The organism is Enterobacter cloacae complex sp. I1M, assembly GCF_014982425.1.
Taxonomy (GTDB): Bacteria; Pseudomonadota; Gammaproteobacteria; order Enterobacterales; family Enterobacteriaceae; genus Enterobacter; species Enterobacter intestinihominis.
The window spans coordinates 1-26,934 of sequence record NZ_JADCLG010000016.1 but is presented as its reverse complement, the minus strand read 5'-3'; the positions used below and the strand labels follow the sequence as shown (position 1 = coordinate 26,934).

Below are 26,934 nucleotides of genomic sequence, written 5' to 3'. Positions count from 1 at the left end.
TGCGGGGGAATGACTATGCTGAAAAATATCACCCGGCAGCTGTTCGCGCAGCTGAGCCGCCACCTGCCACATCGCCTGATTGCGCGCGATCCGCTGCCAAATGCCAACACCCTGGCGGGCGCGGAAATCCCCGCTTCCCTGACCGAGCGCTGCCTGAACGTGGCGGCGATGGATGAAAACGAAGTCTGGCGCGCCTTTGGCGGCCACCCGGAAGGGCTGAACGCGCAAGAAGTGTCAAAAATCCGCGAGGAACATGGCGATAACCAGATCCCGGCGCAAAAACCCTCTCCCTGGTGGGTCCACCTGTGGCTCTGCTACCGCAATCCGTTCAACCTGCTGCTGACGGTGCTCGGGATTATCTCTTACGCCACTGAAGATCTGTTTGCCGCAGGCGTAATTGCCCTGATGGTGGGGATCTCCACGCTGCTTAACTTTATTCAGGAAGCGCGTTCCACCAAAGCGGCGGATGCGCTGAAAGCGATGGTCAGCAATACTGCCACCGTGTCGCGTGTGATTAACGACCTCGGCGAAAACGCCTGGATTGAACTGCCCATTGACCAGCTGGTGCCGGGCGATCTGGTGAAGCTGGCGGCGGGGGACATGATCCCGGCGGATTTACGCATCATCCAGGCGCGGGATCTGTTCGTCGCGCAGGCGTCACTCACCGGTGAATCCCTGCCCGTGGAGAAGGTGGCGAGGACCCGCGATCCGCAGCAGATGAACCCGCTGGAATGCGACACCCTGTGCTTTATGGGCACCACGGTGGTCAGCGGCACGGCGCAGGCCATTGTCACCGCTACCGGCGGCAACACCTGGTTTGGGCAGCTTGCCGGACGCGTCAGCGAGCAGGAGAGCGAGCCGAACGCATTCCAGAAAGGCATTGGCCGCGTCAGCATGCTGCTGATCCGCTTTATGATGGTCATGACGCCGATTGTCCTGCTGATCAACGGCTACACCAAAGGTGACTGGTGGGAAGCGGCGCTGTTCGCCCTCTCCGTGGCTGTCGGCTTAACGCCGGAAATGCTGCCGATGATTGTCACCTCCACGCTGGCGCGCGGGGCGGTCAAACTCTCTAAACAAAAGGTGATCGTCAAACACCTCGACGCCATCCAGAACTTTGGCGCGATGGATATTCTTTGCACCGATAAAACCGGCACCCTGACCCAGGACAAAATCGTGCTGGAGAACCACACCGATATCGCCGGAAAGACCAGCGAACGGGTGCTGTACAGCGCGTGGCTGAACAGTCACTACCAGACAGGGCTGAAAAACCTGCTCGACGTGGCGGTGCTGGAAGGTGTGGATGAAGAGTCTGCCCGCATGCTCTCCGGCCGCTGGCAGAAGGTGGACGAAATTCCGTTCGACTTTGAACGGCGCCGCATGTCGGTGGTGGTCAGCGAGCAGCCGGACGTACATCAGCTGATCTGCAAAGGGGCATTGCAGGAGATCCTGAATGTTTCCACGCAGGTGCGTCATAACGGCGAGATCGTGCCGCTGGATGAGACCATGCTGCGCCGCATCAAACGCGTCACCGATAACCTGAACCGTCAGGGGCTGCGCGTGGTGGCGGTAGCAAGCAAGTTCCTGCCCGCGCGGGAAGGGGACTACCAGCGTATCGATGAATCCGATTTGATCCTCGAGGGTTACATCGCATTCCTCGATCCGCCGAAAGAGACCACCGCGCCGGCGCTGAAAGCACTGAAAGCGAGCGGGATCACCGTCAAAATCCTGACCGGCGACAGCGAGCTGGTGGCGGCCAAAGTGTGCCACGAAGTGGGCCTGGACGCGGGCGACGTCGTGGTGGGGAGCGACATTGAGCACCTGTCCGACGATGAGCTGGCCGAGCTTGCCCTGCGCACCACGCTGTTTGCCCGCCTGACGCCGATGCACAAAGAACGCATCGTCACTCTGCTGCGTCGTGAAGGGCACGTGGTGGGCTTTATGGGCGACGGCATCAACGATGCGCCAGCCCTGCGTGCGGCGGATATCGGTATCTCCGTGGACGGCGCGGTGGATATCGCCCGCGAGGCGGCAGATATCATTCTGCTGGAAAAGAGCCTGATGGTGCTGGAGGAGGGCGTCATCGAAGGGCGTCGCACCTTCGCCAATATGCTCAAATACATCAAAATGACCGCCAGCTCCAACTTCGGTAACGTCTTCAGCGTGCTGGTGGCGAGCGCCTTCCTGCCGTTCCTGCCGATGCTGCCGCTGCACCTGCTGATTCAGAACCTGATGTACGATGTCTCTCAGGTCGCCATCCCGTTTGATAACGTGGACGACGAGCAGATCCAGAAGCCGCAGCGCTGGAACCCCGCCGATCTGGGGCGCTTTATGCTGTTCTTTGGGCCAATCAGCTCCATCTTTGACATTCTGACCTTCTGCCTGATGTGGTTTGTGTTCCACGCCAACACCCCGGAACACCAGACGCTGTTCCAGTCCGGCTGGTTCGTGGTGGGGCTGCTGTCCCAGACCCTGATTGTGCATATGATCCGCACCCGCCGCATTCCGTTTATCCAGAGCCGTGCCGCATGGCCGCTGATCGTGATGACGGGCATTGTGATGGCGCTCGGGATCGCGCTGCCGTTCTCGCCGCTTGCAAGTTACCTGCAACTTCAGGCGCTGCCGCTGAGCTACTTCCCGTGGCTGGTGGCGATCCTCGCGGGTTACATGGTGCTGACGCAGATGGTCAAAGGGTTCTATAGCCGTCGGTATGGATGGCAGTAAAAACATACCCTCACCCTGACCCTCTCCCTAGAAGGGAGAGGGGATGATTACACCCTCTCCCCTTTGGGGAGAGGGTCGGGGTGAGGAGACTGGCTTTCCTCCCAAATTCAACAACCTGTGATCTCCGTCGGCGCATTCGCTTGACGACAATTTGAGCGCATGTTAACAGAATGTTTTGCCTTTATTTGGCCCGTCAGATAAGGAACATTCATGTTACGGTACAGCCTCTTAACCGCCGGGCTCATGCTCGGCGCCTCCGCCTTTGCCGCCCCGGCAGGCGACCTTCCCTTAATGCCCTGGCCTGCGAAGGTTGAACGCCCGACCACGCAGGGTGCGCTGGTGCTTACCAATCAACTCACCGTGAGCGTCAGTGGCGACGATCTGGGGGATGCGGTCAACCGCCTGCGCCAGCGCATCGCCCTGCAAACTGGCTGGACGCTACAGCCGCAGGCCGAAAAACCTGACAAGCCAACCATCCGTATTTCCATCGCTAAAAAAGTGAAGCCGCAGCCGCTGCCGGACAGCGATGAGAGCTATAAACTCACGGTGGACGCCAACGGCGTAAATATCTCCGCCAACACCCGCTTCGGCGCGCTGCGCGCCATGGAAACCTTGCTCCAGCTGATGCAGAACGGCGCCGAAAACACCTCGATTCCGTGGGTTACCATTGAAGATTCGCCGCGCTTCCCGTGGCGCGGGCTGCTGCTCGATTCAGCGCGCCATTTCATCCCGTTACCCGATATCAAACGCCAGATCGACGGCATGGCCGCGGCTAAGCTCAACGTCCTGCACTGGCATTTGACGGACGATCAGGGCTGGCGCTTTACCTCGAAGCGTTATCCAAAATTAACCCAGCTTGCCAGCGATGGGCTGTTCTACACCCCGGAGCAGATGCGCGAGATTGTGCGTTACGCTGCCGAGCGCGGCATACGCGTGGTGCCGGAAATTGATATGCCGGGCCACGCCTCGGCGATTGCCGTCGCCTACCCGGAGCTGATGAGCGCGCCGGGGCCGTACGCCATGGAGCGCCACTGGGGCGTGCTTAAGCCAGTGCTGGATCCCACCAAAGAGGCGACCTATACCTTTGCCGACGCGATGGTCAGCGAACTGGCGGCGATCTTCCCGGATCCGTATCTGCATATTGGCGGCGATGAGGTTGACGACAGCCAGTGGAAAGCGAACGCTGCGATCCAGAGATTCATGCGCGACAACAAACTGGCGGACAGCCATGCGTTGCAGGCGTATTTCAACCGCAAGCTGGAGACGATCCTTGAGAAGCACCACCGGCAGATGGTTGGCTGGGATGAGGTCTACCATCCCGATCTGCCGAAAAGCATTCTGATCCAGTCCTGGCAGGGACAGGACGCGCTGGGGCAGGTGGCGCAGAACGGCTATAAGGGCATTCTCTCTACCGGTTTCTACCTTGATCAGCCGCAATCCACCGCCTACCACTACCGCAATGAAATTGTGCCGCAGGGGTTGAACGGCGTGGATGTGATAGCAGACACCGACAGCATCCAGAGCTGGGCTTTCTCCATGCCGCGTCTGAAAGGCAAGCCGGTGGAAGGCAGCTTTACGCTGGTGAAAGGCGATGCTGGCTGGCGCGGATTCATTGATTTTGCCGGGAAATCGCGTCGGGCGGTGGATAACATTCAGTGGCGGGACGACAATCAGGTAACGTTTACCGTTGATACCTGGATGGGTGAAACGCGTCCGGTCGTTTCTGTTGAGAACGATAAGCTCAGCGGCTATTTCCTGGTGGGTAACGCCCGCTACCCGATTAGCGGCACGCGTCTGGACGAGGTGCCGAAAGGCGTTCCGCCGGTGGTGCCGGACCCGGCGAACGAGGCCAATCTGCTCGGCGGTGAAGCCGCGCTGTGGGCGGAAAACGTGGTCGCGCCAGTGCTGGATATCCGTCTGTGGCCGCGCGCCTTTGCGGTGGCGGAGCGGCTTTGGTCGGCGAAGGACGTCAACGACATCGACAACATGTATACCCGGCTACAGGCGATGGACAGCTGGTCCACGGTATCGGTTGGGCTACAGCAGCATACCCAGCAGCAGATACAGTTCACGCGCCTCGCTAACAATGCGGATACCTTGCCGCTGCAAATCCTCGCCCAGGCGCTTGAACCGGCGCAGTATTACACCCGTCAGCATCTTAAGTTCCAGGCCGGAAACTATCATCAGTTTGAGCCGCTCAACCGGCTCGCTGACGCGCTAAACGCGGAAAGTGCGACCGTGCGTCAGATGAATAAATGGGTTGATCGTCTGGTGAGCGACGCGGAAGACACGGAGAGCGCCGACGCGCTGCGCCACGTCTTTAACCGCTGGCAGAACAACACCAGCGACGTGCTGGCCTTGAGCGAAAACAGCTATCAGTTGAAGGCCATCAAACCGGTGATTCAGGAGGTGGACAAGCTGGCCTCGATTGGCCTGCGGCTGACGGATCTGGTGGCACGTCAGGGAACGCTGGATGATAAAGAGATCGCGTCGATCCAGAGCGAACTGGATAACGCGGCGAAAATCCAGGACGAGGTGGTGATTGCGGCGGTGTACCCGCTGGAAACGCTGCTGCGTGCGACGCAGAATCAGTAGAAAAAAATACCCCTCACCCCAACCCCTCTCCCCATAGGGGCGAGGGGCACTATCGGTACCCTCTCCCCTTTGGGGAGAGGGTTAGGGTGAGGGGTAAGGTTTTTCCACTCAGTTCTTCAACACCCACGCCTCTTTCCAGTGCGCGCCAACGCCAGGCTCAAACTGGTTTGCGGTTGGGCTGTACTGCACGCAGTAGCCGCTGTACGGGAAAGGCTTACATTCGTAGGTCTTACCGTCTTTTGGCTGTAGTACCACGGTGCCTGCTTTGTACGAGGCGATATTCTCCGGGAAGGTAAAGTCGTGGTGGCCGGTGCTGTCCGCAGCCGCATCGCTTTCCAGCATCAGGTTCAGCACGTCCTGGGCGAACATCGTGCCGTCTTTATTGGTCGCGTAGTATTTCAGCATATGGTGTCCCGCCGTCACGTCAGTCAGCGTCATGGTCACGTCCTGATTGACGTTGTTCATGTCCTGCTTCAGGTAACCTTTTTCCGCACCGTGGTGGTTCATCACGTGCGCTTCAAAATTAACGTCACCCTGCGTGTTGACGTGGAAGGTGACGGTCGCGTTGCCATGTTCGATTTTGCTGTATTGCAGATCGGAAACGGCGATGGTCTCGCTCACCTGCGCTTTTTGCTCTTCATAGGAGATGGCAACGGATTTCAGCGTGCTGCCGTCTTTCACGAATACGCTGTTGGCGCCGTGAACCGGGCTGATGTCACCGGCTTCATCTTTAACACCGACGCGGACATCGCTCTGAGCGGTGTTGATCTTCTGCGCCAGATCGTAAGACCACTGGTTAGCGTCGCCTTGTTCAGCAGAGCCGATGGTCATTTCGGTACGCATGGCGGTCACTTCACCGTTGGCGTCGAAGAAGCGTGCGATAACCTTATCGCCCACGTTCAGGTTATTACCGGCAATCTGGCCGCTCAGGGTTTTGCTCCATTCGGAAACAATCGCAGGCGTTTCATCCGGGGTAACGTTGCCACCATTCCCGAAATCAACGTCAATGGCCTGATAAAAGCTATTTGAGGTGTCCGCAATTTCCCACACGCCGTAAATAACCTGGTACCCCGTACGCGCAGGAACATTGCAAGTCATAGATTTTGTTACGGCTGGTGCCTGACTATTTCCGTTGATCGTACAGAATGGAGTTAATTCAAATTGATCGCGAGTCAGCGGCTTATTTGGATCCCAATTTTGTTTGGTGATGTAATAGCGCCAGTTAGTGGTTTTATGCGGTGCAGTATGATGCCAGACGAACTCATGCGGGCCTGCTGTTATCGGGTTTTTGGTCCAGGCATTCAGGCTTTGCTTATCCAGCTGAGAATACTGGGAAATACCTGCACTGGCGAGCTGGCCGTCCGGCGGCATAGCGCCGGTCGGGAAACCGGAAGTTTTTTCCACGCTCTGCGGTTCATACTGTACAGCGCCGCAATCAATATTTTGGCCAAGCTTACACATATAGGCGCGGCTGGCTGGTGATTCAATATAGCCGTGAGCAAATGCCGACGATGCAACGGTCACTGTCGCGAGGGCAAGTGCAATTTTTGAAAGTTTCATTACTCATCCATTATTAGAGAATATTACCGGGTGGAGAAGCTTAATAATGGACGGTGCGATTTGTCATTTTATATGGAGAGTAAAAATAGTCGAAATAAAAAGGACAGCTAAGCTGCCCTTTCTTAATTGAATTGAATTAGCGACGTACGGCAATCGCTTCAATTTCAATTTTCACGTCTTTTGGCAGACGCGCCACTTCCACGCAAGAGCGAGCCGGGAAGGTCGCGTTGTGCTCGGTGAAGAACGCTTCGTAAGTGGCGTTAACGGTCGCGAAATCATTCAGATCTTTCACGAAAACAGTGGTTTTGACGATATCGCCCACTTTCAGACCGGCAGATTCCACGATCGCCTGCACGTTTTCCAGCGACTGACGCGCCTGCGCCGCTACGTCGGCGGGCACTTCACCGGTTTTTGGGTTCACCGGGATCTGACCAGAAGTGATGATCATGCTGCCCAGATCAACGCCCTGAACGTATGGGCCGATAGCCGCTGGTGCATTTTCCGTCGCGAGTACTTTGCTCATTTTTTCTCCAGAATTACAGCGTTAAGAATGTTCCCGGCCATTATAACAGCCGGGATTTCATTACCAACCTCAATTAGTTGGCCAGCACCACATAATGAGAAAACTCTTTTTCGCAGTATTTGCATTTGAGTGCGATGTCATTGGCGCGTTTTTTCACTGCGAAACTGGAGGAAACCGGCTCAGCATGGCTGATGCAGTTGCTGTTCGGGCAGACCAGCACGCTTTCGATGCGATCCGGCAGGCTTGGGCGGGATTTGCCCACCACGTCGTAATCGTCGATGCGGTTAACCGTGGCGTCCGGCGCGTACAGCGACAGCTGGTTAACCTGCTCGTCGGTCAGGAAGGTGTTCTCGATTTTGATCAGATCTTTACGGCCCATTTCGCCCGACGGCAGGTTCAGGCCGATGGTGATGCGCTGGTCCGTTTCGGTCAGTTTGAACAGCGTCAGCAGTTTAAAGCCCACCTGCGCAGGGATGTGGTCAATCACGGTGCCACGCTTGATGGCTTCAACCTGGAGTTTGTTATCGTGTGTCATGGTCGTCTCCCCTTACAGAGCTAATTCGCGATTCAGAACCAGTGCCAGTAACGCCTGGCGAGCGAAGATGCCGTTTCCGGCCTGCTGGAAGTACCAGGCGTGCGGCGTTTTGTCCACGTCTGTGGTGATCTCATCGATGCGCGGCAGCGGGTGCAGCACCTTCATATTGTCACGCGCGCCTTCAAGGTCGCTGGCGCGCAGCACGAACTGCGCCTTCACGTTGGCGTACTCGGACGGATCCAGACGCTCTTTCTGCACGCGGGTCATGTAGAGAATATCCACGTTGCCCATCACCTCTTCGATACTGGCGTGCAGGCTCCACGCGATGCCTTTCTCGTCCAGCATGTCGAGAATGTACTGCGGCATCGCCAGCGCGTCCGGCGCGATAAAGAAGAAGCGGTTGCCGTTAAATTTCGCCAGCGCCTGGGTCAGGGAGTGGACGGTGCGGCCATATTTCAGGTCGCCGACCATGGCGATGTTCAGGTTCTCAAGCGTGCCCTGCGTCTCCTGAATGGTGAACAGATCCAGCAGGGTCTGCGTCGGATGCTGGTTAGCACCGTCACCGGCGTTCAGTACCGGAATGCCGCCGGAAAACTCGGTCGCCAGACGCGCCGCGCCCTCCTGCGGGTGGCGCATCACAATCGCGTCAACGTAGGTACTGATAACCGAAATGGTATCCGCCAGGGTTTCGCCTTTTTTGCCCAGCGACGTGTTGCTGCTGTCCGAGAAGCCCACCACGCTCGCGCCCAGACGGTGCATGGAGGTTTCGAAGGAGAGGCGGGTGCGGGTCGAGGCTTCGAAGAAGCAGCTCGCAATCACCTTGTGCTTCAACAGCTCCGGTTGCGGATTGGCCTTCAGTTTTGCCGCGGTTTCCAGAACCAGTTCCAGCTCTTCGCGGCTGAGGTCGTTTATGGAAATGATGTGTTTTTGATAAAGCGGATTCATGTTTATCTCCTGACGCCGGGCAAAAAAAAGCCCCTCAAATGAGGGGCTCTGGGAATAGGTTTAGCAACGGGAAGAAAAACGGCAGGCCAGCGTCTGATTTCAGACGCGGTAAGACGTTATGTCGTACACGCTTGACCATGCTTCCTCCCGGCAAATTGTCGGGCATTATACGCAGCTCGCTTTTGGGATCAAGCGATTTAATGCACGCTTTACTCAATGCAAACGGTTCTTTGTGAATATTAATGCGTTCTGAGTAAATAATTAATTTGCTTATGTACCAGCGCGGTGCGCTTCACTACGCGGGGCGCGACCCAGACAATACTGCTCCCGGCCACTACACCTAAAATTTCCGGTAACTGGTGATAATCCAGAATACGCGCCACCGCGCGGCCATATCCGGCGACGGTATGGATAAGGATAAATTCGCTGTTGTGCTCCACGCTCACCACCATTTCAGAGACCGTACGCGCCGCGTCGGGGGCCGGGCGCAGCTGGGGATTCAGCGAATAAATCTTTAGCCCTTTGGCATTGCGAATTTTTATGACACCAAGCAACTTGAGCAGACGTGAAACGGTGGACTGGCTGATGGTCTCAAAACCACGCTCCTGTAAGTCACGGCGGATCTCTTCCTGGGAGAGATAGCTCTTTTCCGCGATCAGACGCTGGCAGACCGTTAGCTGTAGTTGCTCTTTGGGAGAGTACTCTTCGTAATCCATCATAGTTCCCATATCAGTTCCCGAAATAACCGGTGGCACCGCACCGATCCGTAGGCCGGATAAGCGCAGCGCCATCCGGCAAATCACAACAAAGCGCCCAGGCTTAACGCCACCATAATCACCACCGTTAAAATCCCCAGCAGCGGCGCGACCCATTTCAGATAACGCACGTAGGGCACGCGGGCGATAGCCAGCCCGCCCATCACGACGGCAGAGGTGGGAGTGATCAGGTTGACGATGCCGGACGCCGACTGGTAAGCCGTAACCACCAGGTCGCGGTTGACGTTAGCGAAATCGGCAAGGGGCGCCATGATCGGCATCGTCAGAACGGCCAGGCCGGACGAAGAAGGCACAAGAAACGACAGCACCACTTCCAGCCAGTACATCACGTTGATGAACGCCACCGTCGACAATCCGGTGACCATTCCCTCGGCGCTGTGCAAAATGGTGTGGGTAATCATGCCCTTATCCATGATCACTACGATACCGCGCGCGATGCCGATTATCAGCGCGACGCCCAGCAAATCTCGCGCGCCGTTGATAAAGGTTGAGGTCAGCTCCTCTTCGCTCATGCGGGCGATCAGCCCGACGATAATGGCACTGGCGAGGAACACCGCCGAAATCTCCGCCATCCACCAGCCCAGCACCGCCACGCCGTAGATCATCACCGCGAAGGCGAGGGCGAAGATCACCAGGATGAGTTTGCGCACCGGGGTAAATTCCAGCGACTGCTCGCCCTTGTTACCGAGAAAGTGGGCGAGATTTTCTTCCTGCTTATCCGCCACGATCGACAGCGACGGATCCTTGCGCACCTTGCGGGCGTAGCGCATTACCCACGCCACGCAGATGATCCAGCCGATCACCAGCAGCGCGATGCGTAGCATGATGCCGTTGGTGAAGGGGATCCCGGCGGCGTTGGCGGCGATCACCGTGGCGAACGGGTTGATGGTGGATCCGAGCGTGCCGATCCCCGCGCCGAGCAGCACGGTAGAAGCCGCAACCACCGGATCGAACCGCGCTGCCAGCATCACCGGCACAAGTAAGGTATAGAAGGGTAGCGACTCTTCGGCCATGCCGTAAATCGTGCCGCCGGCGGCAAACAGCGCCATCAGGATCGGGATCATCCACTCTTCGCGGCCGCGCAGTCGGGTGGTGACGCGCTCGATCCCGGCGTCTATCGCCCCGGTTTTAGTGACGATCCCGAGGAATCCCCCGATGATCAGAATAAACAGCGCCACGTCGATCGCCCCGGCCTGGCCGGACTCCGGATCGTACAGCCCGGCAATCGGCGCCATCAGCACGGAGACGAGCCCCTGCGGGTGCGCTGCCACGTGCGCGTAAGTGCCAGCAACCGGCACTTCTTTGCCGAGCGCCTCGTTCATCGCCATATGGTACTGCCCGGCCGGAACAATCCACGTCAGCACGGCAACCACGGCAATCAGAAAAAAGAGAATGGTATAAGCGGAGGGAAATTTGAACTTGCCCATGATGTTCTCCTGAACCCGGCGCACCCCGCGGCGCGCCGGGCGGTGATTAGTCGCCGAGTGTCGCCACCATGACCGCTTTAATGGTGTGCATGCGGTTCTCTGCTTCGTCGAAGACGATGGAGTTCGGTGATTCAAAGACCTCTTCCGTCACCTCCAGCCCCTTCAGGCCGTACGCCATCTCGATTTCGCGGCCCACTTTGGTATGTTCGTTGTGGAACGCCGGCAGGCAGTGCATGAACTTGACGTTCGGGTTACCGGTGGCCTTCATCACGTCCGCATTAATCTGATACGGCTTCATCAGGCTAACGCGCTCGGCCCACGCCTCCTTCGGCTCGCCCATGGAAACCCACACGTCGGTGTAGAGGAAATCGGTGCCCTGCACGCCTTCTTCCACATCGTCGGTGAGGGTGATGCGCGCGCCGGTCTCTTTGGCGATGGCGCGGCACTGCTCAACCAGCCCGGCCTCCGGCCAGAAGGATTTCGGCGCCACAAGGCGGATATCCATCCCCATTTTGGCTGCGCCGACCATCAGCGAATTACCCATGTTGTTGCGCGCGTCGCCGAGGTAAGCAAAGCTCAGCTCCGGCAGTGTTTTGCCCGGAGAGTGCTCCAGCATAGTCATCAGGTCGGCAAGGATTTGCGTGGGGTGGAACTCGTCGGTCAGGCCGTTCCACACCGGCACTCCCGCGTATTCGCCCAGCTCCTCAACGATGGCCTGGCCGTAGCCGCGGTACTCGATGCCGTCATACATGCGGCCCAGCACGCGCGCGGTGTCCTTCATCGACTCTTTGTGGCCAATCTGCGAGCCGCTTGGGCCGAGGTAGGTGACCTGCGCGCCCTGGTCGAACGCGCCCACTTCAAAGGCGCAGCGGGTGCGGGTGGAGGTTTTTTCAAAGATCAGGGCGATGTTTTTCCCGACCAGGGTTTGTTTTTCGCGACCGGCTTTTTTAGCGGCCTTCAGCTCGATGGCGAGGTCGATCAGGTACTGGATCTCCGCCGGGGTGTAGTCCAGCAGTTTCAGGAAGTTGCGGTTTTTCAGGTTGATGGTCATGGGTAAATCCTTTTTAAAATTAATGTCTAAGACCTTACCCCTCACCCCAGCCCTCTCCCCAAAGGGGAGAGGGTGTAATCGTCCCCTCTCCCCTTTGGGGAGAGGGTTAGGGTGAGGGGAAATGGGTGCTCAGTTACGAATCAACGTGCCTTTCTCGCCCGCCAGGATCTCCGCGCCGTCGGCCAGCGCGCCGATCCCGGCAATGCCGTTGCAGGCTTCAACAAACTCGCGGCAGGCGGCCACTTTTGGCCCCATCGATCCGGCGTCGAACTGCATGCCTCTGAGCAGTTCCGGCGTGACCTGCGCCAGCGGGCGCTGGGTCGGCTTGCCCCAGTCGAGGTACACTGCGTCGGCATCGGTGAGGATCAGCAGGGCATCGGCCTCGATCTGCCGCGCCAGCAGAGCGGCGGAGAGGTCTTTGTCTATCACCGCCTCAATGCCGCGATAACCGTTGGCGTTTTCCACCACCGGCACGCCGCCGCCGCCGTTGCAGATGACCAGGTGGTCGCGCTGAATAAGCGCCGTAATGGCGTCGCTCTCCACGATGCGCTTCGGCTGCGGAGAGGGCACAACGCGGCGGAAATAGGCCCCGTCGACCTTGAACACCCAGCCTTTTTCCGCGGCCAGCGCTTTCGCCTGGGCTTCGCTGTAGACCGGGCCGATGTACTTGGTCGGGTTGCTGAACGCCGGGTCGGCGGCGTCCACTTCCACCTGCGTGAGCAGGACGCTGACCTCGCGCTGGGGCAGATTGTTTTTCAGCGCCTGCTGGAGCATGTAGCCGATCATTCCCTGGCTTTCGGCGCCAAGAACGTCCAGCGGGTAGGGAGTGACTTTGTCGTAGGCGCTGTTTTGCAGCGCCAGCAGTCCGACCTGCGGGCCGTTGCCGTGCACCAGCACCACGCGCCACTGTTCCGTTAAGCCAGCGATGGTGCGGGCGGCCTGCTCGATGTTCTGGCGCTGGATGTCCGCTTCCAGCGGCTCGCCGCGCTTGAGCAGCGCGTTGCCGCCAAGGGCCACAACCAGAGTGGGTTTTCGTTCCATGATGGCTCCTTTAAATTCCGTCGCGTTCCAGTGGGCAGCTCATGCAGCGCGCGCCGCCGCGACCGCGTCCCAGCTCGTCGCCCGGGATCGGCAGCACGGTGATGCCCGCTTTGTCGTATTTCTCGTTGGTCCAGACGTTGCGCTCGTAGCCGATCACCACGCCCGGACGGATGGTCAGGACGTTGTTGGCGTCGTTCCACTGCTCGCGTTCGGCTTCAAAGGCATCGCCGCCGGTGGTGATCAGGCGCACCTGGTTAATGCCGAGGGCTTTCTCGATGGCGTGCAGCAGGTCGGTTTCCTGGGTACGCAGCAGGCCGCCGCGTCCGTCCGGGGTGAGCGTCCAGCACTGGGCGTCCTTGCGCACCACTTCCGGGTAAACGGAGAAGGTGTCCACGTCGATGTGGGTCATCACGGTGTCGAGGTGCATGCAGGAGCGATGTTTCGGCAGCTCAACGGCGATCACGCGCTCGGCCTGACGATGTTTAAACAAGCTGTTGGCGAGGAACTCCACGCCCTGCGGCGTCGTGCGCTCTGACATGCCGATCAATACCGCCCCGCGGCCAATCACTAATACGTCGCCGCCTTCCAGGGTGGCGTGGTCGTAATTAATATTCTCGTCGCCGAAATACTTAATAAACTCGCCATCGGCAAATGCGGGGTGCCAGCGATATATTGCGCGCAGATTATTGGTTTCGCGCTGACGGGCGGGTTTCGCCATCGGATTAATGGATACGCCGTTATAAATCCAGCAGGAGGTATCGCGGGTAAATAAGTGGTTCGGCAGCGGTTTCATAATAAAATCATTTGCCGTGTGGGTATCGACCACCATATTTTTAATAGCCGCCGGAATTTCACCGTAGGTTAATCCGCCGCTTAATCGGCGCGCCAGTTCCCGGTGCGGCATATCCGCCAGCCAGCCGCGGACGTCGCCGGCAAAGGCTGGGCCGAGGCGGTAGTCGGAGATTTGTGTTTCAAGAAGCCAGGCTTTTGCTTCCGCAATATCAAGCGTTTGCGTAAGAAGGTCGGTCAATAGAAGGACTTCCACACCCTGCTCGCGCAGCGTGTTTGCGAAGATATCATGCTCCTCTCCCGCCCGCTCAACCGAGAGCACGTCATCAAATAACAACTCCTGACAATTCGATGGCGTTAAACGTTTAAGACTTAAATTAGGACGGTGCAGCATAACGCTACGCAATTGACCAATTTCAGAACCGACGTAATGCTTTTCCATAATTATTCCTTTAACTGTTTTTCAGAATAAAAAGGGCATGCGCCATGTGATGTGTTTAATTTCATGGCGGCTAAGCTCAATTGATTTCGTGATTCATAGTAGGCGCTTAAATAATGGTTATTGTGACGCTGCTCACGCGAAAACCGATATTGAGCAGTTTATTTTCAATTGCATGATTCGTATCAGATAATGATTAATTTCATATTATTACGGGATGAATAGCTAAGCAGGAACGGGTGGCAATATTTGAGGTTGTTATTGTTTTGTAGAATTACATGCTTTGAAATATTTAGTTATGCTGTTGATTTTAATGAATAAAATTTTGCCTCGAGAATAGCTATGCAATAATGACAGTTAACTATTTTTCACTTAAGAGAAATCGATAAATAATTATTGATTTTTAAAGGAAATAACCGAAGTGATAAAGTGTGATGCAACAACAGGTTTTGTGAGTTACGTTTTAAATTCAGCGAGTTAGATAAGTTGCGTAAAGCTTATGAAATGAGGTTATGCATAACGACTGCATAAATGCCTTTATGTAATTAACAGTGAATTAACACATTTTCCGATAAACATGCGCTGGCGCAAATCTTGTCTAAAAAGGGCTGGTATGGGAGAGGCGATTCTCGTATAAAAGATAAAAATGAAACAATGTTTTAATTTGAGGGTTGTATCATGATTATTGGCAATATTCATCATCTCCAGTCCTGGCTACCAGAAGAGCTGCGCCAGGCCATTGAGCACGTCAAGGCCCACGTCACCGACGCGACGCCGACCGGCAAGCACGACATCAGCGGCAACAGCCTGTTTTATCTGGTATCGGAGGACATGACCCAGCCGTTCGCTGAGCGTCGCGCTGAATACCATGCACGCTACCTGGATATTCAGATTGTGCTGAAGGGGCAGGAAGGGATGACCTTCAGCACCCTGCCGCACGGCACACCGGACACCGACTGGCTGGCGGACAAAGACATCGCGTTCCTGCCGGAAGGCGAGCAGGAGAAAACCGTGGTGCTGAGCGAAGGGGATTTCGTGGTGTTCTGGCCGGGTGAGGTGCATAAGCCGCTGTGCGCGGTGGGGGCGCCTGCTAAGGTCAGGAAAGTGGTTGTTAAGATGCTGGTGGAGTAACCCTTACCCCTCACCCCGGCCCTCTCCCCAAAGGGGAGAGGGTGTTAAAGTTCCCTCTCCCCTTTGGGGAGAGGGTTAGGGTGAGGGGAACAATATGTGATCCAGCTTAAACTTCCCGCACTCCCTCCTCATCTCCCATTTACCTGCGCTTTTTCTCCGTCATAGTATGATCGTTAAATTAATGAACGCTGTTCTATAATGTAGAACAAAATGATTCAGCAAGGAGATCACATGCCGCAGTCCGCGTTGTTCACGGGTATCATTCCCCCTGTCTCCACCATTTTTACCGCCGATGGCCAGCTTGATAAACCGGGTACCGCCGCGCTGATCGACGATCTGATCGCTGCGGGCGTCGACGGCCTGTTCTTCCTGGGCAGCGGCGGCGAGTTTTCCCAGCTCAGCGCCGAAGAGCGTAAATCCATTGCCCGGTTTGCGATCGATCATGTCGATCGTCGTGTGCCGGTCCTGATCGGCACCGGCGGCACCAACGCCCGGGAAACCATTGAGCTGAGCCAGCACGCGCAGCTGGCGGGCGCGGACGGCATCGTGGTGATCAACCCCTACTACTGGAAAGTGTCGGAAGCGAACCTGATCCGCTACTTCGAACAGGTGGCCGACAGCGTCACGCTGCCGGTGATGCTCTATAACTTCCCGGCGCTGACCGGGCAGGATCTGACCCCGGCGCTGGTGAAAACCCTCGCCGACTCGCGCAGTAACATCGTCGGCATCAAAGACACCATCGACTCCGTCGCCCACCTGCGCAGCATGATCCACACCGTTAAAGCGGCCCATCCACACTTCACCGTGCTCTGCGGCTACGACGATCATCTGTTTAATACCCTGCTGCTCGGCGGTGACGGGGCGATCTCGGCCAGCGGTAACTTTGCTCCGCAGGTGTCGGTAAATCTTCTGAAAGCCTGGCGGGATAAGGACGTGGCGAAAGCGGCTGAGTATCATCAGACCCTGCTGCAAATCCCGCAGATGTATCAGCTGGATACGCCGTTTGTGAACGTCATTAAAGAGGCGATCGTGCTCTGCGGTCGTCCAATTTCTACGCACGTCCTGCCACCAGCCTCGCCGCTGGACGAGCCGCGTAAGGCGCAGCTGAAAAACCTGCTACAACAGCTCAAGCTCTGCTGAGCCGGACGATAACGATGACCATTGAGAAAATTTTCACCCCACAGGACGACGCGTTTTATGCGGTGATCACCCACGCGGCGGGTCCGCAGGGCGCGCTGCCGCTGACTCCGCAGATGCTGATGGAATCCCCCAGCGGCAACCTGTTCGGCATGACGCAGAACGCCGGGATGGGCTGGGACGCCAACAAGCTGACCGGCAAAGAGGTGCTGATTATCGGTACTCAGGGCGGCATCCGCGCCGGAGACGGACGCCCGGTTGCGCTGGGCTACCACACCGGGCACTGGGAAATCGGCATGCAGATGCAGGCGGCGGCGAAGGAGATCACGCGCAACGGCGGGATCCCGTTTGCGGCCTTCGTCAGCGATCCGTGCGACGGGCGCTCGCAGGGCACGCACGGCATGTTTGATTCCCTGCCGTACCGCAACGACGCGGCGATCGTCTTTCGCCGCCTGATCCGCTCCCTGCCGACGCGCCGGGCGGTGATCGGCGTGGCAACCTGCGATAAAGGGCTGCCCGCTACCATGATTGCGCTGGCCGCGATGCACGATCTGCCGACCATTCTGGTGCCAGGCGGGGCGACGCTGCCGCCGACCGTGGGGGAAGATGCGGGCAAGGTGCAGACCATCGGCGCGCGCTTTGCCAACCATGAACTTTCCTTGCAGGAGGCCGCCGAGCTGGGCTGTCGCGCCTGCGCGTCGCCGGGCGGCGGGTGTCAGTTCCTCGGTACGGCGGGCACCTCGCAGGTGGTCGCGGAAGCGCTGGGTCTGGCGTTGCCGCACTCCGCGCTGGCGCCGTCCGGACAGGTGGTGTGGCTGGAGATCGCCCGCCAGTCGGCGCGGGCGGTGAACGAGCTGGATAACCGCGGCATCACCACGCGCGATATCCTTACCGATAAAGCTATTGAAAACGCGATGGTGATCCACGCGGCGTTCGGCGGCTCCACCAATTTACTGCTGCACATTCCGGCCATCGCCCACGCGGCGGGCTGCACGATCCCGGACGTTGAACACTGGACGCGCGTCAACCGCAGGGTGCCGCGCCTGGTGAGCGTGCTGCCCAACGGCCCGGACTATCACCCGACCGTGCGTGCGTTCCTCGCGGGCGGCGTGCCGGAAGTCATGCTCCACCTGCGCGATCTCGGCCTGCTGCACCTGGATGCCATGACCGTCACCGGCCAGACGGTGGGCGAGAACCTCGACTGGTGGCAGAGCTCGGAGCGCCGTAAGCGCTTCCGCCAGTGCCTGCGCGAGCAGGACGGCGTGGAGCCGGATGACGTGATCCTGCCGCCGGAAAAAGCAAAAGCGAAAGGGCTGACCTCGACGGTCTGCTTCCCGACGGGCAACATTGCGCCGGAAGGATCGGTGATCAAGGCCACGGCGATCGACCCGTCGGTCGTCGGTGAAGATGGCGTTTACCGCCACACCGGCCGGGTGCGGGTGTTTGTCTCGGAGGCGCAGGCGATCAGGGCCATCAAGCGGGAAGAGATTGAGCAGGGCGATATCATGGTGGTGATCGGCGGTGGACCGTCCGGCACCGGCATGGAGGAGACCTACCAGCTCACCTCCGCGCTGAAGCACATCTCGTGGGGCAAAACGGTGTCGTTAATCACCGATGCGCGCTTCTCGGGCGTGTCGACGGGCGCCTGTTTCGGCCACGTGTCGCCGGAGGCGCTGGCGGGCGGGCCGATAGGCAAGCTGCGCGATAACGACATCATTGAGATTGCGGTGGACCGCCTGACATTAACAGGCAGCGTAAACTTTATCGGTACCGCGGACAACCCGCTGACGCCGGAAGAGGGCGCGCGCGAGCTGGCACGGCGGCAGGTGCATCCGGACCTGCACGCTCACGACTTTTTGCCGGACGATACCCGGCTGTGGGCGGCATTACAGTCCGTGAGCGGCGGCACCTGGAAAGGCTGTATTTATGACACCGATAAAATCATTGAGGTAATTAACGCCGGTAAAAAAGCGCTCGGTATTTAATTATTTTGTGAGAGAAAATCGTCTGCGGAAAATAGTCCGCGGGCGGTTTTTACGTGCCTGCAATTTACTAATTTAAACAATAAGTTGCGATATATCGTTGACGTCACAAAAGCGAAATAACGTAATTCAGAAATAAGATATGAGCATTGCTGGTTAATTGAACAGCTCATTACACTCCATTAACACGATGTTGTAATTCAGCACACTACATAAGGGTGTAATTCTGATGACGCAATTAACCATGAAAGACAAAATTGGCTACGGGCTGGGTGACACCGCCTGCGGCTTCGTCTGGCAGGCCACGATGTTCCTGCTGGCCTATTTCTACACCGACGTCTTCGGCCTCTCCGCGGGCATTATGGGGACGCTGTTTTTAGTCTCCCGCGTGCTCGACGCCGTGACCGACCCGCTGATGGGGCTGCTGGTAGACCGCACCCGCACGCGGCATGGCCAGTTTCGCCCGTTCCTGCTGTGGGGCGCCATCCCGTTCGGCATCGTCTGCATGCTGACCTTCTACACGCCGGACTTCTCCGCGCAGGGCAAAATCATCTACGCCTGCGTGACCTATATTCTGCTGACTCTGGTCTACACCTTCGTTAACGTCCCGTACTGCGCCATGCCGGGCGTCATTACCGCCGACCCGAAAGAGCGTCACGCCCTGCAGTCCTGGCGTTTCTTCCTCGCCGCCGCGGGGTCGCTCGCCATCAGCGGCATCGCGCTGCCGCTGGTCAGCATCATTGGCAAAGGCAACGAGCAGGTGGGTTATTTCGGCGCCATGTGCGTACTGGGCCTGAGCGGCGTGGTGCTGCTCTACGTCTGCTTCTTTACCACCAAAGAGCGCTACACCTTTGAGGTGCAGCCGGGTTCGTCGGTGGCGAAAGACCTTAAGCTGCTGCTGGGCAACAGCCAGTGGCGCATCATGTGTGCCTTCAAGATGATGGCGACCTGCTCCAACGTGGTGCGCGGCGGGGCGACGCTCTACTTCGTGAAATACGTGATGGATCACCCGGAGATGGCGACCCAGTTTTTACTCTACGGCAGCCTCGCCACCATGTTCGGCTCGCTCTGCTCCTCCCGCCTGCTGGGCCGCTTCGACCGCGTTACCGCCTTCAAGTGGATCATCGTCGCTTACTCGCTGATTAGCCTGCTGATTTTCGTCACCCCGGCGGAGCACATCGCGCTGATTTTTGCCCTCAACATTCTGTTCCTGTTCGTCTTTAACACCACCACGCCGCTGCAGTGGCTGATGGCCTCTGACGTGGTGGATTACGAGGAGAGCCGTAGCGGTCGCCGCCTCGACGGGCTGGTGTTCTCCACCTACCTGTTCAGCCTGAAGATTGGCCTGGCAATTGGCGGGGCGGTGGTGGGCTGGATCCTGGCGTACGTCAACTACTCCGCCAGCAGCAGCGTGCAGCCGGTCGAGGTGCTGACCACCATCAAAATTCTGTTCTGCGTGGTGCCGGTGGTGCTCTACGCGGGCATGTTCATCATGCTGTCGTTCTACAAGCTCACCGACGCCCGCGTGGAGGCCATCAGCCAGCAGCTGATCAAGCACCGCGCGTCGCAGGGCGAGGCCGTTCCCGACGCCGCGACAGCCGCATCCCAATAACCGGAGGCAACATGGAAATTACTAACCCGATACTCACCGGCTTCAACCCGGACCCGTCCCTGTGCCGTCAGGGCGAGGACTACTACATCGCCACCTCGACCTTCGAGTGGTTCCCGGGCGTGCGCATCTACCACTCCCGCGATCTGAAAAACTGGTCGCTGGTCAGCACCCCGCTGGACCGCGTGTCGATGCTGGACATGAAGGGCAACCCGGACTCCGGCGGCATCTGGGCGCCGTGCCTGAGCTACGCCGACGGCAAATTCTGGCTGCTCTACACCGACGTGAAGATTGTCGACTCGCCGTGGAAAAACGGCCGCAACTTCCTCGTCACCGCGCCGTCCATTGAGGGACCGTGGAGCGAGCCGATCCCGATGGGCAACGGCGGGTTCGATCCGTCCCTGTTCCACGACGACGATGGCCGCAAATACTACCTCTACCGCCCGTGGGGGCCGCGCCACCACAGCAACCCGCACAACACCATCGTGATGCAGGAGTTTGATTCGCAGACTGGCACGCTCTCGCCCGAGCGCAAAACGCTGTTTACCGGCACGCCGCTCTGCTACACCGAAGGGGCGCATCTTTATCGCCACGCGGGATGGTACTACCTGATGGTTGCCGAAGGCGGCACCAGCTACGAGCACGCCGTCGTGGTGCTGCGTTCCAAAAATATCGACGGGCCGTACGAGCTGCACCCGGACGTGACGATGATGACCAGCTGGCACCTGCCGGAGAACCCGCTGCAAAAGAGCGGCCACGGCTCGCTGCTGCAGACCCACACTGGGGAGTGGTACATGGCCTACCTTACCAGCCGCCCGCTGCGCCTGCCCGGCGTGCCGCTGCTGGCCTCCGGCGGGCGCGGATACTGCCCGCTGGGGCGCGAGACCGGCATCGCCCGCATTGAATGGCGCGACGGCTGGCCTTACGTGGAAGGCGGCAGGCACGCGCAACTGACCGTGAAAGGCCCGCAGATGGCGGAGCAGCCTGCAGCCGTTCCGGGCATCTGGCGGGACGATTTCGACGCCAGTTCGCTTGACCCGGAACTGCAGACCCTGCGCATTCCGTTCGACGATACCCTCGGCTCGCTTACCGCCCGCCCGGGCTACTTACGGCTCTACGGCAACGACTCGCTCAACTCAACCTTTACCCAGTCGACCGTGGCGCGCCGCTGGCAGCATTTCACCTTCCGGGCCGAGACGCGGATGCAGTTCTCGCCGGTCCACTTCCAGCAGAGCGCGGGGCTGACCTGCTACTACAACAGCAAAAACTGGAGCTACTGCTTTGTGGACTACGAGGAGGGGCAGGGGAGAACCATCAAGGTGATCCAACTCGACCACAACGTGCCGTCATGGCCGCTGCACGAGCAGCCGATTCCGGTGCCGGAACAGGCCGAGAGCGTCTGGCTGCGGGTGGACGTGGATAAACTGGTCTACCGCTACAGCTACTCGTTCGACGACGAGACGTGGCACACCGTTCCGGTGACGTATGAGGCGTGGAAGCTGTCGGACGACTATATCGGCGGGCGCGGTTTCTTCACTGGTGCGTTTGTGGGACTGCACTGCGAGGACATCAGCGGCGACGGCTGCCACGCGGACTTCGACTACTTCACCTACGAGCCGGCATAGCCCAGTGCGCGTGAGAGCGCGAGCCCGGCCTGCTGAAGCTGCTCGCGGAAATTAGCCAGCTCGGCGTCGTCCACGCGCGAGGTCAAGGTCGACAGGCTCAGGGCGGCAATCACGCGGGATTCGTGGTTCCACACCGGCACCGCCACGCAGCGCACGCCCTGCTCGTTCTCTTCGCTGTCCAGGGCGTAGCCCTGCTCGCGGGTCTGCGCCAGAGCGGCCATTAATGCTTCGCGGGAGGCGAGGGTAGCGGGTGTAAAGGTGGTGTACTGATAGCCCTCCAGCAGGGTGTTCAGCTCGGCCTCGCCCAGCCAGGCAATCAACACCTTGCCGATGGCGGTGGCGTGCACCGGCAGGCGGCGGCCAATGCGCGAATAGGCTATGGCGGCCAGCTTGCCTTCAATCTTCTCGATATAGACCCCTTCACGCCCGTCCAGGATCCCCAGATGGGTGGTCTGCCCGGTCCGCTGGGACAGCTCCGTCAGCCAGCCTTTCGCCTTCTGGCGAATATCGATGGAGCCCACGACAAAATGACCGCGCTCAACCAGCTTCATGCCGAGGCGATATTTGCCGTTCTCCGGGTTCTGATCGATATAGCCGTGAAGCTGGAGGGTTTTCAGCAGCGAGTGGAGGGTACTCTTGCTCAGCCCCATCAGTTTGCTGATGTCGGTGATCTTAAGCTCGGTGGCCTGCTCGTTGAACAGGTCGAGGATCTGCAACGCACGTTCAACAGACTGAATAATCGGCATAATGCTGGCATGTCCACGCTGGAATGAAGGCGAAAACGTACCTTTTTCGGGGTGAAAAATCAATGAAATGGCGCCGGTGTTCTCCCTCTCCCCGTGGGAGAGGGCCGGGGTGAGGGCATAAGGCCGCATCGTTGCCTGATTCGCCCGGCGGCGCTACGCTTGCACGGGCCTACGGGTTGTGTGTTCTCCCTCTCCCCGTGGGAGAGGGCCGGGGTGAGGGCACCAGGCCGCATCGTCGCCTGATTCGCCCGGCGGCGCTGCGCTTGCACGGGCCTACGGGCTGGGTGTTCTCCCTCTCCCCGTGGGAGAGGGCCGGGGTGAGGGCATCAGGCCGCATCGTCGCCTGATTCGCCCGGCGGCGCTGCGCTTGCACGGGCCTACGGGCTAGGTGTTCTCCCTCTCCCCGTGGAAGAGGGCCGGGGTGAGGGCACCAGACCGCAGAGGAGTCAATCACTCCCCAAGCGTCGCCACCATCACCGCCTTAATCGTATGCATCCGGTTTTCCGCCTGGTCGAAGACGATACTCGCCGCCGACTCAAACACCTCGTCCGTCACTTCCATCCCGCCGTGCAGGTCGAACTCCTTCGCCATCTGCTTGCCGAGCGTGGTCTGGTCGTCATGGAACGCCGGCAGACAGTGCAGGAACTTCACGTTCGGGTTGCCGGTCAGCGCCATCATCTGCGCGTTCACCTGATACCCGCGCAGCAGCGCTATCCGCTCCGCCCACTTCTCCTTGGCTTCGCCCATCGACACCCAGACGTCGGTATAGATAAAGTCCGCGCCCTTCACGCCCGCCGCCACGTCTTCCGTCAGGGTGATTTTCCCGCCGTGCTTTTCCGCTAGCGCACTGCACTCCGCCACCAGGCTCTCTTCCGGCCAGCAGGCTTTCGGGGCCACCAGACGCAGATCCAGCCCGGTCAGTGCCGCCGCTTCCAGCATCGAGTTGCCCATGTTGTTGCGCGCGTCGCCCGCGTAGACCAGCGTCATCTCGTTAAACGCCTTGCCCGGCAGGTGCTCCTGCATGGTCAGCAGGTCCGCCAGCAGCTGCGTTGGGTGGAACTCGTTGGTCAGCCCGTTCCACACCGGCACGCCCGCATACTGCGCCAGCGTTTCGACGACTTCCTGGCCGTGGCCGCGATACTGAATGCCGTCGTACATCCGCCCGAGCACGCGTGCGGTATCCTTAATTGACTCTTTATGCCCAATCTGGCTGCCGCTCGGCCCTAACCAGGTAACGCGCGCGCCCTGGTCAAATGCGGCAACTTCGAAAGAGCAACGGGTACGGGTCGAGTCTTTTTCGAAGATGAGCGCGATGTTTTTGCCAGTAAGCTTTTGTACTTCCTTGCCATTTTTTTTATCGGCTTTGAGCTGTGCGGCAAGGGTCAGCAGAGAAGTGAACTGTGCAGGGGTAAAGTCGAGCAATTTCAGAAAGTGTTTCTTGTACAGATCAGACATTTTATCCTCGCATGGCGGACGCCACTTATTGAATTAAAATTCACTTTATATGTGTAATTATTCATTTGCAACCCCGTTTCACAAATCTTTCCAACAAAGGTGGAGGCAAACCCGTCCGTGTGTGAAAATAGAAGTATCTGCCGCACTTTAAAGAGGATTGACCCATGGCAAACCCGGAATTACTGGAAGAGCAACGCGAAGAGACGCGTCTGATTATTGAAGAACTGCTGGAAGACGGTAGCGATCCGGACGCGCTGTACACCATCGAACACCATTTCTCTGCGGACGACTTTGAAGCGCTGGAAAAAATGGCCGTGGAAGCCTTCAAGCTGGGTTACGAAGTGACCGAGCCGGAAGAGCTGGAAGTGGAAGAGGGCGACACCGTCATCTGCTGCGATATCCTGAGCGAAGGCGCGCTGAAGGCGGAGCTGATCGACGCGCAGGTAGAACAGCTGATGAACCTGGCCGAGAAGTTTGAAGTGGAATACGACGGCTGGGGAACCTACTTCGAAGATCCGAACGGTGAAGACGGCGAAGAAGGCGACGACGAAGATTACGTCGACGAAGACGACGACGGCGTGCGTCACTAAGCGTTTCAGGCGGTGGCGCGCGCCACCGCTTTTTCAAGGCAGAACCATGGATTACCCGCAGATACTCGCCCCCGTACTCAACTTCCTCCAGTGCCCGACCCCGCAAGCATGGATTGATAAAGCCCGCGACCCGGCGAACCTGCCGTTGCTGCTCACCGACCACATGGTGTGCGAGCTCAAGGCCGCCCAGACTGCGCTATTACTCGTGCGTAAATACGTCGCCGACGAAAGCGGTGCCGATGCGCTGCTCGACTGGCTCAAGCCCTACGAACAGTTCACCTTCCGCGACGGCCCGGAGCCAGACTTCATCGCCCTGCACAAGCAGATTGGCAAAAGCGTGATGCCCAAAACCGACGACCCGTGGGGCCAGGCGCTCATCGACAGCATGGTGCTGCTGATTAAAGAGGAGCTGCACCACTTCTGGCAGGTGCGCGAGGCGATGCTGGCCCGCGACATTCCGTACGTCAAAATCACCGCCAGCCGCTACGCCAAAGGGATGCTGAAGGACGTGCGCACCCACGAACCGCTGACGCTGATCGACAAGCTCATCTGCGGCGCCTACATCGAAGCCCGCTCCTGCGAACGCTTCGCCGCGCTGGCCCCGTTCCTCGACGACGACCTGCAGAAGTTCTATCTCTCGCTGCTGCGCTCGGAAGCGCGCCATTATCAGGACTACCTGACGCTGGCTCAGCAGGTGAGCGACGACGATATCTCACCGCGCATACAGCTTTTTGGCGAAATTGAAGCCACACTTATCTCGACACCGGACCACGAGTTTCGCTTCCACAGCGGCGTGCCGGTGTAAACCGGCATAACTCAAGGATAAGGATGCGAGATGAATAAAACGTGGACCCGTATTGTGATTGTCGTCATTGCGGCTGCCGCCGTGGCGTTCTGGGTGTTTTTCGACAGGCAGCGCGCCCCGGAACGGCAGATGGATAACGCCCTCAACGCGATGCCCGCCTGGCAGGTGATTAAGGAGCAGGAGCCCGCGCTGCATCAGCGCATCCTCGACCAGATGGCCGCCCTGCAAAAAGCGGGCGAGCCGGAGCAGCAGATTATCGACACCATCCAGCCGCAGATCCTGCATCTGCAGATGACGCGCCTGCAAAACGCCCCGGACGCCAACGTGGTGAACTACATGACCATCAACATGGAGCAGACCGCCGCCATCCAGAAAGCGAGCGACGACGCCTGTTTCCGCTTCCTCTACCCGATGGTGAAGGGCGGCATCAACCCGATGCGCATGCTGGATAAAGATTTGATGGCGCGGCGCATGCAGGCCGATGCGGACATGATGCGCGCGGCCTACGGCAAAAACCGCCACACCGTGACCCAGGCCGAGCGTGAGGCGGCCGTCGAGGATGTCCGACCGATTATGAAGCAACTTGCCGATCAGTACGGCGAGGACATCCAACTGCTGCAGATGCCGGAGAAGGCGGCGGGCAAAGAGAAGCTCTCCTGCGATATGGTGCAGGAGATGTGGGCCAAGGTGCTGGCGCTGCCGGAGCAGAAGGCGGCAGGGGTGATTCGGCTGGCGGTGACTGAGCTGGAGTGACGAAGGGCGCTGGTTTTTTGGGCACTTAGCGCGGGTTTAGCGCGTCGTCGCTTGCATGGCGGCGCGCGACAGGTATAATCCACAACGTTTCCGCATCCCCTTCAGTGCCGAAGTGGCGAAATCGGTAGACGCAGTTGATTCAAAATCAACCGTAGAAATACGTGCCGGTTCGAGTCCGGCCTTCGGCACCAAGTACATCCCCTCTATTGCAGTATCAATGCAAACAATTGAAACTTGGTTTTCATTCGAATACTATTCGAACATGACATACTAACTATGTGGAAATTGTATGGGTGCTTTCTTAAGTGCGCTTAGCGTTTTGTCTAAGTCCTCACCTCAGGCAGTTGAGATAGAACATTCTCAGCGAAATGTAAACAAGTTCAAAGATTATCTGTACATTCCAACAGACTTGGAAAAAGATTTCGAAAAAATTATAACCCATTCTCCGGATGGGAAAATTATATTTGTTTGTGGTAGTAGTGGCGATGGGAAATCGGCTATTCTGACTAAATATAGCCAAAAAGAAGAATTCAAAAATATAAAGTTCCATCTCGACGCAACTCATGCTTTAACGCCACAATATGATGCTATAGCAACACTTGATAATTTATTTCAAAATTACTCTAATCATTACATTGCTTTGGTTATAGGTATCAATATTGGTATGATTGCTAACTATATTGAAAAAGGCAAAGA

Annotated in this window: 24 protein-coding genes, 1 tRNA gene and 1 pseudogene; 13 read left to right on the top strand and 13 right to left on the bottom strand. The window is 58.2% G+C overall.

Translation table 11 applies throughout. The annotated features are described in order from the left end of the window. The first annotated feature begins 15 nt into the window (after nt 1-15). Together mgtA and INF86_RS09815 are read left to right on the top strand one after the other, a co-directional pair. A complete protein-coding gene (mgtA, locus tag INF86_RS09820; protein WP_022646877.1) occupies nt 16-2,724 on the top strand; it encodes a magnesium-translocating P-type ATPase in 2,709 nt (902 codons plus the stop codon). Between the two features lie 210 nt (nt 2,725-2,934). After that, nucleotides 2,935-5,319, top strand: coding sequence for a beta-N-acetylhexosaminidase (locus tag INF86_RS09815; protein WP_193543470.1), 2,385 nt, complete (start codon nt 2,935-2,937; stop codon nt 5,317-5,319). Between the two features lie 108 nt (nt 5,320-5,427). Here the strand turns inward: INF86_RS09815 and gbpA are convergent, their stop codons facing one another. The 5 genes from gbpA to INF86_RS09790 all read right to left on the bottom strand — a co-directional run bounded on the left by gbpA (nt 5,428) and on the right by INF86_RS09790 (nt 9,021). After that, complete coding sequence (gbpA, locus tag INF86_RS09810) at nt 5,428-6,879, bottom strand: N-acetylglucosamine-binding protein GbpA (RefSeq protein WP_048966074.1); 1,452 nt, start codon at nt 6,877-6,879, stop codon at nt 5,428-5,430. Between the two features lie 136 nt (nt 6,880-7,015). Next, nucleotides 7,016-7,402, bottom strand: a complete 387-nt coding sequence (gene ridA / locus INF86_RS09805) for a 2-iminobutanoate/2-iminopropanoate deaminase (protein WP_003863373.1) — start codon at nt 7,400-7,402, stop codon at nt 7,016-7,018. Between the two features lie 73 nt (nt 7,403-7,475). Then, entirely contained in the window at nt 7,476-7,937 is a 462-nt protein-coding gene (pyrI, locus tag INF86_RS09800; protein WP_003863370.1) for an aspartate carbamoyltransferase regulatory subunit, read from the bottom strand. Between the two features lie 12 nt (nt 7,938-7,949). Then, a complete protein-coding gene (gene pyrB, locus INF86_RS09795) occupies nt 7,950-8,882 on the bottom strand; it encodes an aspartate carbamoyltransferase (protein WP_003863368.1) in 933 nt (310 codons plus the stop codon). Between the two features lie 34 nt (nt 8,883-8,916). Next, entirely contained in the window at nt 8,917-9,021 is a 105-nt protein-coding gene (locus INF86_RS09790) for a pyrBI operon leader peptide (RefSeq protein WP_022646880.1), read from the bottom strand. On the opposite strand from INF86_RS09790, the pseudogene INF86_RS09785 reads away from it, so the two are divergent. After that, a pseudogene (locus INF86_RS09785) lies at nt 9,001-9,118 on the top strand (hypothetical protein). The gene INF86_RS09790 and the pseudogene INF86_RS09785 sit on opposite strands and share 21 nt — an antisense overlap. Nucleotides 9,119-9,121: 3 nt before the next feature. Here the strand turns inward: INF86_RS09785 and INF86_RS09780 are convergent. The 5 genes from INF86_RS09780 to arcA all read right to left on the bottom strand — a co-directional run bounded on the left by INF86_RS09780 (nt 9,122) and on the right by arcA (nt 14,408). After that, nucleotides 9,122-9,601, bottom strand: coding sequence for an arginine repressor (locus INF86_RS09780; RefSeq protein ID WP_003863366.1), 480 nt, complete (start codon nt 9,599-9,601; stop codon nt 9,122-9,124). An 80-nt stretch (nt 9,602-9,681) separates the two neighbouring features. Next, nucleotides 9,682-11,085 (bottom strand): YfcC family protein, encoded by a 1,404-nt coding sequence (locus INF86_RS09775; protein ID WP_022646882.1) that lies wholly within the window; start codon nt 11,083-11,085, stop codon nt 9,682-9,684. 46 nt (nt 11,086-11,131) lie between these two features. Next, nucleotides 11,132-12,136, bottom strand: a complete 1,005-nt coding sequence (gene argF / locus INF86_RS09770; RefSeq protein WP_003863360.1) for an ornithine carbamoyltransferase — start codon at nt 12,134-12,136, stop codon at nt 11,132-11,134. Nucleotides 12,137-12,265: 129 nt separating this feature from the next. Then, nucleotides 12,266-13,177, bottom strand: coding sequence for a carbamate kinase (gene arcC, locus INF86_RS09765; RefSeq protein ID WP_022646884.1), 912 nt, complete (start codon nt 13,175-13,177; stop codon nt 12,266-12,268). 10 nt (nt 13,178-13,187) lie between these two features. Beyond that, complete coding sequence (gene arcA / locus INF86_RS09760) at nt 13,188-14,408, bottom strand: arginine deiminase (RefSeq protein WP_045620964.1); 1,221 nt, start codon at nt 14,406-14,408, stop codon at nt 13,188-13,190. 675 nt (nt 14,409-15,083) lie between these two features. Between arcA and INF86_RS09755 the strand changes: the two genes are divergently transcribed. The 5 genes from INF86_RS09755 to INF86_RS09735 all read left to right on the top strand — a co-directional run bounded on the left by INF86_RS09755 (nt 15,084) and on the right by INF86_RS09735 (nt 21,889). Beyond that, a complete protein-coding gene (locus INF86_RS09755; RefSeq protein ID WP_023305334.1) occupies nt 15,084-15,536 on the top strand; it encodes a YhcH/YjgK/YiaL family protein in 453 nt (150 codons plus the stop codon). 231 nt (nt 15,537-15,767) lie between these two features. Next, a complete protein-coding gene (yagE, locus tag INF86_RS09750) occupies nt 15,768-16,676 on the top strand; it encodes a 2-keto-3-deoxygluconate aldolase (RefSeq protein WP_126314525.1) in 909 nt (302 codons plus the stop codon). A gap of 14 nt (nt 16,677-16,690) precedes the next feature. Continuing rightward, nucleotides 16,691-18,658 carry a xylonate dehydratase YagF gene (gene yagF / locus INF86_RS09745; RefSeq protein WP_193543469.1) on the top strand — a complete coding sequence of 656 codons (1,968 nt, stop codon included), beginning with the start codon at nt 16,691-16,693 and terminating at the stop codon, nt 18,656-18,658. 226 nt (nt 18,659-18,884) lie between these two features. After that, complete coding sequence (locus tag INF86_RS09740; RefSeq protein ID WP_193543468.1) at nt 18,885-20,267, top strand: MFS transporter; 1,383 nt, start codon at nt 18,885-18,887, stop codon at nt 20,265-20,267. Nucleotides 20,268-20,278: 11 nt separating this feature from the next. After that, nucleotides 20,279-21,889 (top strand): glycoside hydrolase family 43 protein, encoded by a 1,611-nt coding sequence (locus INF86_RS09735; RefSeq protein ID WP_193543467.1) that lies wholly within the window; start codon nt 20,279-20,281, stop codon nt 21,887-21,889. On the opposite strand, the gene xynR is transcribed toward INF86_RS09735, so the two are convergent. The 3 genes from xynR to INF86_RS22415 all read right to left on the bottom strand — a co-directional run bounded on the left by xynR (nt 21,874) and on the right by INF86_RS22415 (nt 24,155). Further along, complete coding sequence (gene xynR, locus INF86_RS09730) at nt 21,874-22,635, bottom strand: DNA-binding transcriptional repressor XynR (protein ID WP_038415186.1); 762 nt, start codon at nt 22,633-22,635, stop codon at nt 21,874-21,876. The two genes, INF86_RS09735 and xynR, sit on opposite strands and share 16 nt — an antisense overlap. Nucleotides 22,636-23,085: 450 nt before the next feature. Beyond that, on the bottom strand, nt 23,086-24,090 hold the full coding sequence (gene argF / locus INF86_RS09725) for an ornithine carbamoyltransferase (protein ID WP_032625248.1): 1,005 nt from the start codon (nt 24,088-24,090) through the stop codon (nt 23,086-23,088). After that, nucleotides 24,060-24,155 (bottom strand): hypothetical protein, encoded by a 96-nt coding sequence (locus tag INF86_RS22415; protein ID WP_213083700.1) that lies wholly within the window; start codon nt 24,153-24,155, stop codon nt 24,060-24,062. The genes argF (INF86_RS09725) and INF86_RS22415 overlap by 31 nt, the downstream gene beginning before the upstream one ends. Nucleotides 24,156-24,254: 99 nt before the next feature. On the opposite strand from INF86_RS22415, the gene rraB reads away from it, so the two are divergent. The 5 genes from rraB to dptF all read left to right on the top strand — a co-directional run. Then, the gene (gene rraB, locus INF86_RS09720) at nt 24,255-24,680 is read left to right on the top strand and encodes a ribonuclease E inhibitor RraB (RefSeq protein WP_017694625.1); all 426 of its coding nucleotides are present in this window, start codon (nt 24,255-24,257) and stop codon (nt 24,678-24,680) included. A 46-nt stretch (nt 24,681-24,726) separates the two neighbouring features. After that, nucleotides 24,727-25,485 carry a tRNA isopentenyl-2-thiomethyl-A-37 hydroxylase MiaE gene (gene miaE / locus INF86_RS09715; protein WP_193543466.1) on the top strand — a complete coding sequence of 253 codons (759 nt, stop codon included), beginning with the start codon at nt 24,727-24,729 and terminating at the stop codon, nt 25,483-25,485. Nucleotides 25,486-25,515: 30 nt separating this feature from the next. After that, a complete protein-coding gene (locus INF86_RS09710) occupies nt 25,516-26,238 on the top strand; it encodes a topoisomerase II (RefSeq protein WP_193543465.1) in 723 nt (240 codons plus the stop codon). Nucleotides 26,239-26,344: 106 nt separating this feature from the next. After that, nucleotides 26,345-26,429, top strand: a tRNA-Leu gene (locus INF86_RS09705). Nucleotides 26,430-26,527: 98 nt separating this feature from the next. Then, on the top strand, nt 26,528-26,934 hold a 407-nt coding region (dptF, locus tag INF86_RS09700; RefSeq protein ID WP_193543464.1), incomplete at its 3' end, for a DNA phosphorothioation-dependent restriction protein DptF.